Here is a 14,231-nt window from a genome sequence, read left to right on the forward strand (position 1 = left end):
GTGTGACGTGGTTCAGGTCCACTGATTGAGTTGCGCGGTGAGGGCGTCGAGACTCGAACGCAAGTCGTCGATCGCCTCCGGGGACAGATCCGTGCACGAGGTGAGACGCCGGGGAATCGGAAGCGCGCGTGCGCGCAGCGCCTTGCCGGCCGGTGTGAGGTGGATGGCGACCCGACGTTCGTCTCCGCGCGAACGGCGACGCTCGATCAGATCTTGCGCCTCGAGCCGTTTGAGGAGAGGAGACAGTGTGCCGCTGTCCAGTTCGAGCAGGTCGCTCAACTCGCTCACGTATCGGCCGTCGTGGTCCCACAGTGCCAGCATCACCAGATATTGCGGATAGGTGATCCCCAGTTCGGTGAGGAGTGGCCGATAGACCGCGGTCGCTGCGCGAGACGCCTTGTACAGGGCGAAGCACAGCTGCTGATCCAGGGACAACTCGTTCACATCTGAAAAGTATCACGCAATTGAATTGTGCACAACCTAAAGCTCGATGTTCAGCGGTGCGGGTACGTGGGAGTCCGGGTGCTCAGTCGAGGATGTCGAAGACCACCGGCGCGTGGTCGCTGGCGCCCTTGGCCTTCCGGGCGTCGCGGTCCACCCGCGCGCCCACGATCCGGGTGTCCAGGGCCGGGGAGCAGAAGGCATAGTCGATGCGCATGCCCTCGTTGCGCGGGAAACGTAGTTGGGTGTAGTCCCAGAAGGTGTAACCGGGTGCGTACGGCAGCGCGGAGTCGACGAGGCCGTCATCCAGGAATCCTTGCACCGCAGCACGTTCGGGTGGCGTGACATGGGTCCGGCCGTCGAAATACGCCCGGTCCCAGACGTCGTCGTCGGTTTGTGCGACGTTCCAGTCGCCCGCGAGCATCATCTCCGTGGCCGGATCATGCGCCAACCGCAGCGCGATGTGCGCACGGAGGGACTCGAGCCACGCGAGCTTGTAGTCGTAGTGCGGGTCCTCGGGGGTGCGGCCGTTGGGTACGTACAGGCTCCACACGCGAATTCCCTTGCAGCGCGCCGAGATCGCCCGTGCTTCGCGGATCGGCTGGCCGTCGACGGGGTGTGTCGGGACTCCGTCGAAGGCGATCTCCACCTCGTCGAGCCCGACGCGGGAGGCGATCGCCACGCCGTTGTAGGCGCCCTGACCGATGTGGGCGACGTCGTACCCGGCGGCGAGGAAACTCATCAGGGGGAACGCGTCGTCGTGGCATTTGGTCTCCTGCAGGGCCAGGATGTCGATGTCGGCGCTCTCCGCCCACGCCACGACGGACTCCGACCGGGCGCGGATCGAGTTCACGTTCCAGGTGGCGATCCTCATCGGATGCTCCCCGGTGACCCGGGCATGTCCGGGGCGAGGTAGCGGTAGGTGTGGTGCAGCCCGAAACCCAGGCGGCGGTACCACGATCCGGCCAGCCGGTTTCCGGACTCGACCTGCAGGTAGACCGAGTCGGCGCCGTGGCCGATGCCCCAGGCCGTCAGGGCGACGACGACGGACGCGGCCAGTCCGCCTCCGCGCCGGCCCGGGTCGGTCCACAGTGCGGTCAATCCCAGCCACCGGCGTCCGTCCGGCGACTCGGTCACCGAGCCCCGTCCGATCGCCGCCGCGTCACCGATGGACGCGAAGGCCAGCGGGCCGTCCCCGGCGGTCACCACACCGGCGGCGGCCTCGGGCCGACCAGACGCGCGCCCACCGGTATATGCGCCCAGCCACCGGGTGTCCGGGACGGTCTCGAGTCGTACTGTGTGCGAGGGAGTTCCGCCGATGCGCGCGTGCAGCTCCGATAGGTCGGCGGTCAGCATCTGTACCTCGACCCCGGGTTCCCCGGCGACGGCGGTCGGCGGGATGAGTCGTTCCGGAAGGGCGAGCAGAACGGGGAGGTCGCGATCGGCGTACCACTCGCCGACGCGTCGTAGTGTCGATGCGTCCGGACGCGCGTGCCGCTCGAGGGGCACCGCCGAGTTCGCGCGCCTGGTGAATCCGTGGCCGGCGCGCAGGAGCCAACCGTCGATCCACTCGGAGTCGACGCCGGGCCAGGCGGCGGCGGCAGCGTGTTCGAGGGTGCGGATCTCACTGTTGCGCACGGGTTTCGCGGACAACAGGCGGACCGAGGTGATTGCGTCGAACGGGATGGACAACTCCTCGTCGTCGCGTCGGATCCGCAGGGGGCCGGTGTCGTCGAGCAGGACGCCGGTCACATCCGACTGGGCGGCCGCGGGGTCGCCCCGCCAGTCGGCGGGGGTGGAATCGCCCAGCAGATACCGAACGACCACCCGGTCGCCGACTACCGCACCCGACCTCGAGACCTCCACGCGCGGAAGCGAGATCAGTCGTCGTCGTGGCCGAATGGGTCGGCGACCTCGCCGGGCGTCCACGTCAACCCGGGCACGCCCCACTGGTTCCGCTTGATCGCCTTCTTCGCGGCTCGGGCGTTGCGCCCCATGAGGACATCGACGTAGAGGAAGCCGTCGAGGTGACCGACCTCGTGCTGGAGCATCCGCGCGAAGAACCCGGTGCCCTCGATGGCCACCTCCGCGCCGGTCCGGTCGACGCCGGTGACGCGCGCCCAGTCGGCGCGACCGGTGGGGAACTGCTCGCCCGGCACCGACAGGCAGCCTTCGTCGTTGTCGTCGGGATCCGGCATGGTCTCGGGGATCTCGGAGGTCTCCAGCACGGGGTTGATGACCTCGCCGCGGCGTCGTTGCGCGGTGCGGTCGCCGTCGGGACAGTCGTAGACGAACATCCGGGACCCGACCCCGACCTGGTTGGCGGCCAGCCCCACGCCGTGCGCGGCGTCCATCGTCTCGTACATGTCGTCGAGGAGCGCGATGACCTCATCCGACGGACGGCCGTCGGCGTCGAGAGGGACCGGTGTGGTCGGCTGGTGCAGGACCGGCTCGCCCACGATGCAGATCGGGAGAATCGCCATGGCGCTCACCTTAGCGCTGCTCAGGGCGCAGGAACGACGCCGGGTACGGCGTCGCGGATGGCGTCACCGGCGGGACCGGGAATGCCCGGGAACAGCGTCGACTGCCAGTCGAAACTGTCGACCGGCTCGGTCACCACCGTGCCGGCGCACGACCCCCGCAGCGAGGTCGTCACGTTGGCGATGATCGTCGGGTCACGCATCTCGATCGTGTGGTCGAAACCGGTGTTCGCGAGCGGGACCGGTGAGTAGGCACGGCACTGCGCGGTTCCGTCGAGGCGTCCGTCGGTCCATTCGCCGTCGCTCTGCACGACCGAGTAGCGGGTGGGTCCGGGGGCGTCGGGGCCGCGGTTGAGGGCGGTGATCGCGTCGGCGTACATGCAGGTGTCGTAGCCGGCGTCGCGCGGCTGCGCGCAGCCGCCGGGCGAGCCGTACTGCGCTGTCCCGATGGCGACGTACTCGTCGACCACGGCGGACCCGCCGAGGAACTTGAGGTAGTGCCGGGCGCCGAGCCCGCCCGCGCTGTGGGTGACGAGGCCGATCGACGACGCCGTGCCGGCGAAGGGGGCGACGGTCCGCTGGATGAGCCGGGCGTCGGACGCGACGTCGCGTCCACCGGCGTGCGCGTACACCACGGTGTTCCCGTCGGCGCGGATCGCGTCGGCGAGCGGACGGAACGTCTCCTCGTTCTGTGCGTCACCCGCATAGAGCTGCTGACCGGGCACGATGACCACGACGCGGTCGGCGGGCGCCGCGAGGGCGGGCGCCGGGAGCGCCGTCACCGCCGACGAGATCGCGGCCGTCGACGCCAGCGCGGCGATGGCTCCCACCAGTGCTCGACGGGACCGTGTGGCCCCGGATTCCGATGTCGTCATCTGTGTGCCCCCGATACGATGGCATCCCCGGGACGGAGATGTAAGGGGAGCCTAACAGTGGGCGCCGTCACCCGGAACGGGCGGACTGCGCACCGTGGCGAGTCACAGCGCGATCGGACCGGCCTGCCGTGGTTAGATTGTCTGCGAACCACACCGCTGTCATTCGTCGCCGTGAGGAGACGTCTGCACCCGCGTCGCGCAGCGAATCGGTGCACGTCAGCGGTGGTGTGAGGTCGTTGACTGTATCTGAGGGAGTGAGATGGACGGCGCAGCTGCGCGTAGCCAGAAACAGGGCGATCAACCCACCCCCGACAAGAACGCCGGGACCGGGGCAGAAAGTGCACCGCTCGACCCACACGAGGTCGGCGCGGACGGCCTGAGCCGCCGCGAGCACGACATCCTCGCGTTCGAGCGGCAGTGGTGGAAGTACGCCGGCGCCAAGGAAGAAGCGATCAAGGAGCTGTTCGGGTTGTCGGCGACGCGCTACTACCAGGTGCTCAACGCGCTGGTGGACCGCCCCGAGGCGCTCGCGGCCGATCCGATGCTCGTCAAACGCCTCCGGCGGCTGCGCGCGACCCGTCAGAAGGCCCGTGCGGCTCGTCGTCTCGGCTTCGAGATCACCTGACACGCTGAACCCGGTCGCCCTCGCACGGTGCGTTAAGGTCGTCGGTGATGAATGCAGACCGTGAGCCCAATCGCCTGCCGCTGCGCGCGGGGGCGATGATGCTCTTCGCAGTCGCCGTCGTCTTCATCGGCCTCGGCTGGCATTCCGCGGCGACCGCGGGAAACGACTCGCCGACGACCGAGGCCGCGACGACCGTGACGCCGTCGCCCACCTCGACGTCGCCGTCCACGAGTGCGGCATCGACCGGCAAGCGGTTGTGCGTGATCAACGCCGGCCAGGTCGCGGGCCTGGCCTCCGACGTGACCGAACTGCTCCAGGCCAAGGGCTATCAGATGGCCGAACCCGGCAACTACACCGCGGGCGGGTTCAGCGAGAACACGATCTTCCATGAGGACGACACGGACAAGTCCCAGGCCGACGAGGTCGCCGCAGCGCTGGGCGGGGAGGTCGCCGTCGAGGAGCGTCCGACCACGTTCACGCGCTGCCGGGGCGGTATCCCGGTGATCGTGGTGACCGCGGTCAGCGGCGCGTGACCGGTCGTGACCCGAGACCGTCGCCCGCGACAACGATGACGACACCCTGATCCCGAAATTGCAGCCCGATCCCGATAACGATGGTCCGCCAACCAAGGAGTGACATGTCCGGACGTTCCAAACTCGCCGCGCCCCGCGCCCTCGCCGCGTTGGTCTCCGCGGGACTGATCGGCGTGGCACTGGCCGGGTGTAGTCCCGACCAGGAACCCACGGATGTCCCCGGCACCACGCCGCCCGTCGTCTCCGACGAACCCCTGCCGCCCGGCGCCGAAGACGACGTCGACGGCGAGCCGAGCGGCCAGATCGCCGTCGCCGAGATCAAGGACACCTCCGGCAAGGTCGTCGGCCAGGCCACCATCACCGCGGCCACCGACACCGCCGAGCCGGTCACCGTCACCGTGCGTGTCACCGCCGGTGACCTGCCCGCCGGATTCCACGGGATGCACATCCACGAGAACGGCACCTGCGACGCGGGCGCCGGCGGTTCGCAGGCGTTCACCTCGGCGGGTGGGCACCTGCAGGTGGACGGCAACACCGATCACCCCTCGAGCGGGGACCTGGTCTCGATCAACATCCTCGAAGACCACACCGGCCGGACGGTCACCACGACCGACGCCGTGACCATCCAGCAGCTGATCGGCAAGACGATCATGATCCACGAGAAGCCGGACAACTTCGGCAACATCCCGGCCGATAAGTACCCCGGCGGCGCGAACCCCGACACCCTGAAGACAGGCGACGCCGGCGCCCGTATCGCGTGCGGCGTCATCGAAGAGCAGAGCTAGGCGTCCTGGCCGCGTCCGACGCCACCGCGCACATGACACCGATCGAGTTCGACGGGTCACCGACCCCCACCCTCGGGGTCGAATGGGAGTTCGCCCTGACCGACAAGGTGACCGGCGACCTGTCGAACTCGGCGGCGGCGCTCTTCGCCGCCGTCGGTGAGCGCCATCCCGACTTCGCCGGCAAGATCCACAAGGAGTTGCTGCGCAATACCGTCGAGCTGGTGACCGGCATCTGCCGGACCGCGGGCGAGGCGATCGCCGACCTCACCGACACGCTCGGTGTGGTGCGTGTGCTGACCGAGGAACTCGGCGTCGATCTGTACGGCGCGGGTACTCATCCGTTCGCGGAGTATTCGACGCAGCTGCTCACCGAGGGACACCGGTACGCCGAGCTGATCGAGCGCACCCAGTGGTGGGGGCGGCAGATGCTGATCTGGGGCGTGCACGTCCATGTCGGGATCAGCCACCGCGACAAGGTGTTACCGATCCTCGACGCGCTTCTGAACTACTATCCGCACCTGCTCGCGCTCTCGTCGTCGTCGCCGATGTGGGCCGGCCAGGACACCGGCTACGCGAGCAACCGCGCCATGATGTTCCAGCAACTCCCGACCGCCGGATTACCGTTCCAGTTTCAGACATGGGCGCAGTTCGAGGCTTTCGTCGCCGATCAGAAGACGACCGGGATCATCGACCATCTCAACGAGATCCGTTGGGACATCCGACCTTCCCCGCATCTGGGCACCATCGAGGTCCGGGTCTGCGACGGCATGACCAACCTCGGCGAGTTGTCGGCGATCGTCGCGCTCATCCACTGCCTCGTCGTCGACCTGGATAGGCGGTTCTCGGCGGGGGAGACGCTGCCGACGATGGCCCCCTGGCTCGTTCAGGAGAACAAGTGGCGGGCGGCACGATACGGACTCGATGCCATCGTCATCCTCGACTCGGACTGCACCGAGAAACTCGTGACCGACGACCTCAGCGCTCTACTCGAGCGCCTCGAACCCATTGCGCGCGAGCTCGATTGCGTCGACGAACTCGCGGGCGTCGACCGCATCGTCTCGCAGGGTGCCAGCTATCAGCGGCAGCGTGCGGTGCACCACCGGACGCAGTCGATGCGCGAGGTGGTCGCGTCGGTGGTGGCCGAACTCGACGCGCCCTGACCATCGTTCGGCAGCTTTCCGGCCGGTTCGGGCCTAGAGGGCAAGGCCGGCGGCGAGTACGACGAGGCCGAGCGCGGGGACCACTCCCTGCTTGAGCGCGGCCGCGATCTTGTCGGGGCTCGACACGGCCAGCACGAGTGCGGCGGCCGCCATCGAGGCGGTGCCGGTGATCACGAGCGTCGCGCCGATCGCGGTCGATCCGCCGATGACGAAGGCAATCCCGACGAACACGGTGATCGCGAGGAACAGGTTGTAGAAACCCTGGTTGAACGCGAGCTCTCGCTGCGCGCCCGCCTGTTCCACTGTTCCGGTGCCGAACGTCGCGCGTGCGCGCTTGCTCGTCCAGGCGATCGACTCCAGATAGAAGATGAAGACGTGGACGAGTGCCGCGACCGCGGCGAGCACGAGACCTGCGATGACCATGCCCGTACCCTACGAGAAAACGCCGCCACCCGATCCGGAGGGTGCGGCGGGGGTCGGGCGCTCAGTCGCGGTCCGGTGACTCCATGTCCCGCTGATCGATGAGACCGTCGCGGGCCCGCTGCTCCTGATACGCCAGCCGGCCGATCCGGTGCGCCACGACGGGCGCGGTGATCAGCGCGAAAAGCCCGGCGAGCACGAGCATCCCGCTGTCCACGTTGTCGCCGAGCCGCAGCACCGCACCCAGCAGTATCAGGAGCAGGCCGAAGGTCTGCGGTTTGGTGGCTGCGTGCATGCGGCTCAGGGTGTCCGGGAACCGGACGAGTCCGATCGCGGCGGTGACCGCCATCAGACAGCCGATGAGGAGCAGCGTCGCGCTGATGATGTCGACGATCATGTCTGGTCGTCCCGCACCCGGAAGCGCGCGATCGCGACCGACCCGACGAAGCTCAGCAGCGCCAGGGCCACGATCGCGGGCACCACCGTCGAATCACGGCTGAAGGCCGCCCACGTCCCCAGACCGCACATGCACAGCGCGATCAGCACATCGAGCGCGACGAGGCGATCCAGCGTGGTCGGGCCGCACAGGATGCGGACCATCGTCAGCACCGTGGCGACGAGCAGCATCGCGGCCGCGATCGGCCACACGTAGCTCATGAGTCCCCCCGTTCCCGATCGGTCTCGGCCGGCTGCGCGTCCGGCTCGGCCTCCTCGGATGCCGGCGCGGTGTCCACCGAGCGGTCGACGGCGCGGACGTGGTGGAAGTCCTCGTCGATGCCGTGGAACGGGCTCGGATGCCATTCGCTGTCGCGCTCGAAGGCCTTGATGAACATGCGCTCGACGTAGGCGACCTGATCGTAGAAGCCGCGGACCTTCTTCTCCGACCGCACGTCGAAGACGTGCACGTAGAGCATCCGGCGACGGTGATCGATCTCCAGGACCATCGTGCCCGGCACCAGGTTGAGGTAGTCGACCGCCAGCGTCAGCACCATGTCGGACTTGATCGCGACGCGTACGCGGACGACGGCGCCGAGCGGTGGCCGGCCGGGACGGATCGCCATCCAGCCGATCTGCACACTCGACACGAAGAAGTCGACGACCAGACGGAACACCAGCTGCAGGACCGACAGCGGATGGATGCGACCTTCGACCGGGACCCGCGGCAACGGCAGCGCCGTCAGCACCAGGGTCGCCAGCACCACGCCGCCGATCACGTTGGCCCAGGAGATCGTGCCCCACAACAAGACCCAGACGAACGTCAGCCACGCGATGGTCCACAGCCGAACCGCGACCTCACGGCCGTCGCTCCCCAGCCACTTCGGCAGGCGGGTGTGCGACCGCAACCACACCAGGGCGCCGATGAGGTGCCAGAAGAAGAACAGCAGCGACACGCGCCACAGGTTGATCACGACGGACAGGACCGGGCCCTTGGTCGACACCACCGGTGCGCGGCGTCTCGTCGCGCCCGTTCCCTGTCCGCGATCCTCGGCGTTCATCGGGTACCACCTTCGCCGAGGACCGCGTCGACGTAGACCGCGCGGTCGACGACATCGGTGGCCGCGTGGTCGGTGAAGTCGAAGATCGGTCCGGCCCACAGGGTCAGCACGAGTCCCGCGGCGACCATCGCCATCGTGGGCAGCACCATCATCACGGGCATGCGGCCGACGTCCTCACGATCGGAGAAGGCGGCGTCGTCGGTGCTCTCGTCGATGAGTGCGGAGGGACCCTTGTCGGCGAGCTCGCCCTCGGGGGCGTCGGCGCGTGGCCGCCAGAAACCCTTGGTCCAGATGCGGGCCATGACGTAGAGGGTGAGCAGGCTGGTGATCACCGATCCGGCGACGAGGGTGAAGGCCAGCACGGAGCCGTCCTGGGTGCCCGCCTCGAGGAGGGCGACCTTGCCGATGAAACCGGAGAACGGGGGAATGCCGCCGAGGTTGAGTGCGGGCACCAGGAACAGGATGGCCAGCAGGGGACTGGCGATCAGGCCGCCGAGACGGCGCAGCGAGGCCGAGCCGGCTTGTCGTTCGACCAGTCCGACGACCAGGAAGAGCGTCGTCTGCACGAGGATGTGGTGGGCGACGTAGTAGATCGCCGCCGACATCCCGAGGTCGGAGGAGAGTGCGATGCCGAAGATCATGTAGCCGATGTGGCTGACGAGGGTGAACGACAGCAGACGTTTGATGTCGGCCTGGGCGATCGCACCGAAGATGCCCACGAGCATCGTCAGCAGTCCGGCGACCATCAGCACCGTGTCCATCGAACCGCCGGGGAACAGCAGCGTGTGCGCGCGGACGATCGCATAGACGCCGACCTTGGTCAGCAGGCCGGCGAACACGGCGGTGACCGGGGCGGGGGCCGTGGGATAGGAGTCGGGCAGCCAGGTCGACAGCGGGAACACCGCCGCCTTGATGCCGAACGCGACGAGCAGCACCGCGAACAGTGCGTTGCGGGTTCCGTCGGGGACGTCGTCGAGGCGCACGGCCATCTCGGCGAGGTTCAGGGTGCCGGTCGTCGCGTAGGCGAACGCGATGCCCGCGAGGAAGATCAGCGACGACACCATCGAGACCATCACGTACGAGGCGCCGGCACGAACGCGCTCGGCGCTGGCGCCCAACGTGAGCAGCACGTAACTCGCGGTCAGGAGGATCTCGAACGAGACGTAGAGGTTGAACAGGTCGCCGGCGAGGAACGCGTTGCACACGCCCGCGGTCAGGATGAGGTAGGTCGGCAGGAAGATCGATGTCGGCTGCTGGGCGGTGCCGTCCCGGATGCCCTGGCCGATCGCGTAGACGACGACGCACAGCAGCACGATCGTGGACACGACCAGCATGAGCGCCGCGAGCTGATCGACGACCAGCGTGATGCCGAGCGGTCCGTTCGGGTAACCCTTGTCGCCCCAGCCGCCGATCGCGACCGCGAAGGTGCCGTGGCGATCGGTGAGGTAGAGCATGATGCACGACGCGACGAAGGCGACCGTGATGGCGACGATCGACACGAACCGCTGGAACTTCGGACTGCGACCCAGCAGCAGCGAGACGGCGGCGGCTCCGAGCGGTACGAGTGTCGGCAGGGTGATCAGGACGGGAATCCACGACTCTTGCGGGATCATCGGTCACCCCCGTCCTCGTCGGCCTGCTTCTTCTCGTGGTCCGGTCGGTTCTTCTTGTCCGGCCCCACCACGTCGCGGTCGGGCATCTCGTGCTGGTCGATGACGTCGGGATCCTCGTCGTCCTCGCCGGACCCGTCGGGAGCCGGGACGGCGGCCTTGGCGCCCACCTCGTCCGGACCGAGTTCTCCTGGGCCGTACACATCCGGCCCCGCCTCACGGGAGGCGCTCTGCTGAGTGGTCTCGGGGTCCGGTTCCTCCTCGGCGCCGCCGATCTCGTCGATGACGTCGGAGTCGGTCGGCATGATGTCGGTCTCGTAGAGCGCGGCATGGCGGGCGGCGGCCTGCTCCGGCGTGAGGGGATTGCCCTCGTCGTCGAAGTAGTCGCCGGTGGGTGTGTCCGAGTGGGTCAGGGGATCGTCGCTGCGATCGCGGTCGGGTGCCGTGCCCAGTGACCCGCTGAGGATCTTGACGTCCTCCTCGTCGTCCTCGACATCGTCGTCGTCGCGGTTGATCACGAACAACCGGTAGACCAGGGCGAGCACGAAAGCGGCGACGCCCATCATGATGACGATCGCGGTCAGGACCATGCCCTGGGCGAGTGGGTCCGCGTCGCCCGGCCGGTTCTCCGACGTCCGGCCCATGATCGGTGGGTTCCCCATGCCGCCGGACACGACGATGATCATCAGGTTGAGCGCGTTGCCGACCAGCAGGAGCCCGAACAGCATCCGGACCAGACTGCGTTCCATCAGCAGGTACACGCCGCACGCCGCCATCGCGCCGACGACGAGCATCAGCGGGAGATTGGTGGTCATCGACTCACCTGCCCGGTGGTCGCATCCGCGTCGTCGCGGGTCGTGTCGCCGTTTCCGGAGCTGTCGGTGCCGGAGTTGCCGTTGCGGTTGTTCTCGATACGCGCCGCGGTGCGCGCGATGGTGGTCTCGACGTCGAGACGCGCGCCGAGACTGCGCAGCACGTCGAGGACGAGACCGACCACGATCAGGTAGATGCCGAGATCGAAGAACAGGGCGGTCACGAACTTGATGTCGCCGAGGACCGGGACGGTGACCTCGAAGACCGCCGACGAGAGCGCGGGCGCACCGAGGAACATCGAGACGATCGCCGTCGTCGCCGAGACGGCCAGTCCGGCGCCGAGGATGCGACCGGGCTCGATCGGCAGGGCCTCGCCGAGCTCGTAGCGTCCGCCCGCCAGGTACCGCAGCACGAGCGCGAGGCCCATGGTCAGGCCGCCCGCGAAGCCGCCGCCCGGCGCGTTGTGACCGGCGTAGAAGAAGTAGATCGACAGCACGACCATCGTCGGGAACAGCAGGCGGGTGGTCGCCTCCAGCACCATCGACCGGTGGCGCGGGTCGCGCAATCCGGAACCGAGCAGCCACGTGGTGCGGTCCGGTGGGACCTGATCGTCGTCGTCCCCGTTGTCACCGGACTGCAGGCGCGCGGCGTCGGCCACTCGCGGCGCCGCTCCGAAGCGGCGGTTGCGGAAGACCATCGACGCCACGCCGGTCGCGGCCGCGATGAGCACCGACACCTCGCCGAGGGTGTCCCAGGCGCGGATGTCGACGAGCAGGACGTTGACCGCGTTGGCGCCGTGGCCGTATTCGTAGGCGGCCTCGGGCAGGTCGACGTGGAGGGGTTCGGTCGAACGCGCGGACGCCGCGAAGAGGCCGATGAGGACGAGCATCGCGCCGAAGGCGAGTCCGATGAGGGCGCGCAGCGGCTTGAACCCGGTGGCGTGACGCTTCTCGGGTTCGGCGGGCAGCTTGCGCAGGACCAGCACGAAGATGACCAGGGTCAGCGTCTCCACCAGGAACTGGGTGAGAGCAAGGTCGGGGGCACCGTACAGCGCGAACAGCATCGCGCAGCCGTAGCCGGTGATGCCGACGACGAGGGTCGCCGCCAGGCGGTTGCGCAGCAGGACGGCCGCCAGCGACGCGGCGACGATGCAGCCGCCGATCACCACCTGTACCGGGGTGGCCGTGTAGTCGATGTTCAGCCGGTCGCGCGCACCGAGGAACAGCACGATCGTCGGCAGCAGGATCGCGGTGCACAGGATGACGCCCTGCGTGACCGGGAGCGAACCGCGCTGGGTGTTGCGGGTCAGCAGCAGCGACACCGTGTCCGCGCCGCGCAGCGTCGCGTCGTAGATGCGGTCGGCGTTCACCAACGGGCGGAACCCGAAGACCCGGTCACGAACACGCCGGACCCCGAAGAACAGCAGTGCTCCGCCGACGATGACGATGATCGAGAAGACGACGGGCAGTCCGAATCCGTGCCATAGCGCGAGATGCTCGAGTTCGTGGCCGTAGCCGTCGAGGGTCTCGGCGTACGGCTCGAAGAGGTCGCCGAGCTGCGGACTGAACACGCCCGCCGCCACGCCGGCCACGGCGAGTGCCACCGGTGAGAAGTAGAACGGCCACGTCGGCGGATGCATCTTGGCGACCGCCGGACTGGGCTTGTTGCGCAGCTTGCGACCGAAGGCGCCCCACAGGAACCGGAGCGTGTACGCGCAGGTGATGATCGAGCCGACCAGCAGGACGATGTCGACGGCGTGGGCCTGCCACGAGACGAACGCCCCGGTCTCCCACACCGACGCGAAGGCGGTCTCCTTGCCGACGAAGCCGAGCGTGACCGGGATGCCGGCCATGCTGGCGCCGGCGACGGCGGCGGTGATGGCCAGTCCCGGGAGTCGATGACCGAGCCGGGCGAGTTTGCGGACGTCGCGGGTACCGGTCGAGTGGTCGATGATGCCGACGACCATGAACAGCGACGCCTTGAACAGTGCGTGGGCGACGAGCATCGCGATGCCGGCCATGGCGACGTTCGCGTCGCCGATGCCGACCAGCACCGCCATGAACCCGAGCTGGGACACGGTGCCGAACGCGAGGATGAGTTTGAGGTCGAGTTCGCGCAGTGAGCGCCAGCCGCCGAGCACCATCGTCACCATGCCCAGTCCCACCACGGCGACCTGCCAGCTGATCGTCACCGAGAATGCCGGTGCCAGCCGGGCGATGAGGTAGATACCGGCTTTGACCATCGCGGCCGCGTGCAGGTAGGCGCTGACCGGGGTGGGTGCGGCCATCGCGCCGGGCAGCCAGAAGTGGAACGGGACGATGGCCGACTTGGTGAGGGCGCCGATGAGCAACAGGACGACCGCGATGTCGACGTAGACACCCGTCGGCGGGGCCGAGATGATCTCCGAGAGCAGGTAGGTACCCGAACGCTCGCCGAGCATGATGATGCCCACGAGCATCGCCAGACCGCCGAAGGTGGTGACCAGCAGTGCCTGCGTGGCGGACCGTCGAGCCGTCGCGCGCACCCCGTAGAAGCCGACGAGCATGAACGAGAGCACGGTGGTGAGCTCCCAGAACACGTAGAGCACGAGCATGTTGTCGGAGATGACGAGGCCGTACATGGCCGCGGCGAAGCCGACCATCTCGCCGCCGAACACCGCGACCCGAGGGCGGGCGTCGTCGAAGTAGTGCGCGCAGTAGCACAGCACCAGCGCGCCGACCCCGAGGATCAGCACCGACAGGATCGCGGTCAGGGTGTCGAAGCGGGTGACGATGTCCATCTGCAGCGACGGGACCCAGCTGACCGTCTCGACTCGGGCGGCGGCCGCGTCGGCCGGGGGCCAGTTGAGGACGACCCAGATCAGCGCGCCGAGCGGTGCGAGCGCGAGGACGTAGAAACCGCGGGTGCCCATCCAGTGGATGACTGCGGGCGCGACGAGTGCGCACACTGCCAACGCAGCCAACACGGTGATCAAAAGGGCACTCCGTCTTCCT

General features: G+C 68.4%; 16 protein-coding genes. 4 read left to right on the top strand and 12 right to left on the bottom strand.

Annotated elements, in window-relative coordinates; genetic code table 11:
* Window positions 1-12 precede the first annotated feature (12 nt).
* The 5 genes from AC3B5T_RS09835 to AC3B5T_RS09855 all read right to left on the bottom strand — a co-directional run bounded on the left by AC3B5T_RS09835 (window position 13) and on the right by AC3B5T_RS09855 (window position 3,796).
* Window positions 13-444 carry a MarR family winged helix-turn-helix transcriptional regulator gene (locus AC3B5T_RS09835; protein WP_044505774.1) on the bottom strand — a complete coding sequence of 144 codons (432 nt, stop codon included), beginning with the start codon at window positions 442-444 and terminating at the stop codon, window positions 13-15.
* A gap of 82 nt (window positions 445-526) precedes the next feature.
* Window positions 527-1,315 carry an exodeoxyribonuclease III gene (locus AC3B5T_RS09840; RefSeq protein ID WP_055476498.1) on the bottom strand — a complete coding sequence of 263 codons (789 nt, stop codon included), beginning with the start codon at window positions 1,313-1,315 and terminating at the stop codon, window positions 527-529.
* On the bottom strand, window positions 1,312-2,307 hold the full coding sequence (locus AC3B5T_RS09845) for an N-acetylglutamate synthase, CG3035 family (RefSeq protein ID WP_055476499.1): 996 nt from the start codon (window positions 2,305-2,307) through the stop codon (window positions 1,312-1,314). The genes AC3B5T_RS09840 and AC3B5T_RS09845 overlap by 4 nt, the downstream gene beginning before the upstream one ends.
* A gap of 14 nt (window positions 2,308-2,321) precedes the next feature.
* The gene (locus AC3B5T_RS09850) at window positions 2,322-2,924 is read right to left on the bottom strand and encodes a peptide deformylase (protein ID WP_055476500.1); all 603 of its coding nucleotides are present in this window, start codon (window positions 2,922-2,924) and stop codon (window positions 2,322-2,324) included.
* Between the two features lie 20 nt (window positions 2,925-2,944).
* Window positions 2,945-3,796 carry an esterase/lipase family protein gene (locus AC3B5T_RS09855; RefSeq protein ID WP_055476501.1) on the bottom strand — a complete coding sequence of 284 codons (852 nt, stop codon included), beginning with the start codon at window positions 3,794-3,796 and terminating at the stop codon, window positions 2,945-2,947.
* A gap of 259 nt (window positions 3,797-4,055) precedes the next feature.
* Between AC3B5T_RS09855 and napA the strand changes: the two genes are divergently transcribed.
* The 4 genes from napA to AC3B5T_RS09875 all read left to right on the top strand — a co-directional run bounded on the left by napA (window position 4,056) and on the right by AC3B5T_RS09875 (window position 6,899).
* The gene (gene napA / locus AC3B5T_RS09860) at window positions 4,056-4,421 is read left to right on the top strand and encodes a nucleoid-associated protein NapA (protein ID WP_055476502.1); all 366 of its coding nucleotides are present in this window, start codon (window positions 4,056-4,058) and stop codon (window positions 4,419-4,421) included.
* A gap of 47 nt (window positions 4,422-4,468) precedes the next feature.
* Entirely contained in the window at window positions 4,469-4,954 is a 486-nt protein-coding gene (locus AC3B5T_RS09865; protein ID WP_055476503.1) for a LytR C-terminal domain-containing protein, read from the top strand.
* Between the two features lie 104 nt (window positions 4,955-5,058).
* Window positions 5,059-5,739 (top strand): superoxide dismutase family protein, encoded by a 681-nt coding sequence (locus AC3B5T_RS09870; protein WP_055476504.1) that lies wholly within the window; start codon window positions 5,059-5,061, stop codon window positions 5,737-5,739.
* A gap of 32 nt (window positions 5,740-5,771) precedes the next feature.
* Window positions 5,772-6,899 (top strand): glutamate--cysteine ligase, encoded by a 1,128-nt coding sequence (locus AC3B5T_RS09875; protein ID WP_055476505.1) that lies wholly within the window; start codon window positions 5,772-5,774, stop codon window positions 6,897-6,899.
* A gap of 33 nt (window positions 6,900-6,932) precedes the next feature.
* Here the strand turns inward: AC3B5T_RS09875 and AC3B5T_RS09880 are convergent, their stop codons facing one another.
* The 7 genes from AC3B5T_RS09880 to AC3B5T_RS09910 all read right to left on the bottom strand — a co-directional run bounded on the left by AC3B5T_RS09880 (window position 6,933) and on the right by AC3B5T_RS09910 (window position 14,212).
* Window positions 6,933-7,322 (bottom strand): DUF1304 domain-containing protein, encoded by a 390-nt coding sequence (locus tag AC3B5T_RS09880; protein WP_010844028.1) that lies wholly within the window; start codon window positions 7,320-7,322, stop codon window positions 6,933-6,935.
* A 61-nt stretch (window positions 7,323-7,383) separates the two neighbouring features.
* Window positions 7,384-7,716, bottom strand: a complete 333-nt coding sequence (gene mnhG / locus AC3B5T_RS09885) for a monovalent cation/H(+) antiporter subunit G (protein WP_014925224.1) — start codon at window positions 7,714-7,716, stop codon at window positions 7,384-7,386.
* Window positions 7,713-7,976: a monovalent cation/H+ antiporter complex subunit F gene (locus AC3B5T_RS09890; protein WP_055476506.1), complete on the bottom strand. Its 264-nt coding sequence runs from the start codon at window positions 7,974-7,976 to the stop codon at window positions 7,713-7,715. Before AC3B5T_RS09890 ends, mnhG begins: the two co-directional genes overlap by 4 nt.
* On the bottom strand, window positions 7,973-8,815 hold the full coding sequence (locus AC3B5T_RS09895; RefSeq protein ID WP_055476507.1) for a Na+/H+ antiporter subunit E: 843 nt from the start codon (window positions 8,813-8,815) through the stop codon (window positions 7,973-7,975). Before AC3B5T_RS09895 ends, AC3B5T_RS09890 begins: the two co-directional genes overlap by 4 nt.
* Window positions 8,812-10,428, bottom strand: a complete 1,617-nt coding sequence (locus AC3B5T_RS09900) for a Na+/H+ antiporter subunit D (RefSeq protein ID WP_055476508.1) — start codon at window positions 10,426-10,428, stop codon at window positions 8,812-8,814. Before AC3B5T_RS09900 ends, AC3B5T_RS09895 begins: the two co-directional genes overlap by 4 nt.
* Entirely contained in the window at window positions 10,425-11,240 is an 816-nt protein-coding gene (locus AC3B5T_RS09905; RefSeq protein ID WP_055476509.1) for a Na(+)/H(+) antiporter subunit C, read from the bottom strand. Before AC3B5T_RS09905 ends, AC3B5T_RS09900 begins: the two co-directional genes overlap by 4 nt.
* Window positions 11,237-14,212, bottom strand: a complete 2,976-nt coding sequence (locus AC3B5T_RS09910; protein WP_055476510.1) for a Na+/H+ antiporter subunit A — start codon at window positions 14,210-14,212, stop codon at window positions 11,237-11,239. Before AC3B5T_RS09910 ends, AC3B5T_RS09905 begins: the two co-directional genes overlap by 4 nt.
* Between the last annotated feature and the right edge of the window lie 19 nt (window positions 14,213-14,231).

The sequence above is a fragment of the Gordonia sp. G4 genome (genome assembly GCF_057770005.1).

Excerpts from the sequence above, each read along its gene's own strand:
- AC3B5T_RS09840 (WP_055476498.1), bottom strand. The coding sequence starts at position 1,315 with ATGAGGATCGCCACCTGGAACGTGAACTCGATCCGCGCCCGGTCGGAG.
- AC3B5T_RS09850 (WP_055476500.1), bottom strand. The coding sequence starts at position 2,924 with ATGGCGATTCTCCCGATCTGCATCGTGGGCGAGCCGGTCCTGCACCAG.
- AC3B5T_RS09855 (WP_055476501.1), bottom strand. The coding sequence starts at position 3,796 with ATGACGACATCGGAATCCGGGGCCACACGGTCCCGTCGAGCACTGGTG.
- napA (WP_055476502.1), top strand. The coding sequence starts at position 4,056 with ATGGACGGCGCAGCTGCGCGTAGCCAGAAACAGGGCGATCAACCCACC.
- AC3B5T_RS09865 (WP_055476503.1), top strand. The coding sequence starts at position 4,469 with ATGAATGCAGACCGTGAGCCCAATCGCCTGCCGCTGCGCGCGGGGGCG.
- AC3B5T_RS09870 (WP_055476504.1), top strand. The coding sequence starts at position 5,059 with ATGTCCGGACGTTCCAAACTCGCCGCGCCCCGCGCCCTCGCCGCGTTG.
- AC3B5T_RS09875 (WP_055476505.1), top strand. The coding sequence starts at position 5,772 with ATGACACCGATCGAGTTCGACGGGTCACCGACCCCCACCCTCGGGGTC.
- AC3B5T_RS09880 (WP_010844028.1), bottom strand. The coding sequence starts at position 7,322 with ATGGTCATCGCAGGTCTCGTGCTCGCCGCGGTCGCGGCACTCGTCCAC.
- mnhG (WP_014925224.1), bottom strand. The coding sequence starts at position 7,716 with ATGATCGTCGACATCATCAGCGCGACGCTGCTCCTCATCGGCTGTCTG.
- AC3B5T_RS09890 (WP_055476506.1), bottom strand. The coding sequence starts at position 7,976 with ATGAGCTACGTGTGGCCGATCGCGGCCGCGATGCTGCTCGTCGCCACG.
- AC3B5T_RS09895 (WP_055476507.1), bottom strand. The coding sequence starts at position 8,815 with ATGAACGCCGAGGATCGCGGACAGGGAACGGGCGCGACGAGACGCCGC.
- AC3B5T_RS09900 (WP_055476508.1), bottom strand. The coding sequence starts at position 10,428 with ATGATCCCGCAAGAGTCGTGGATTCCCGTCCTGATCACCCTGCCGACA.
- AC3B5T_RS09905 (WP_055476509.1), bottom strand. The coding sequence starts at position 11,240 with ATGACCACCAATCTCCCGCTGATGCTCGTCGTCGGCGCGATGGCGGCG.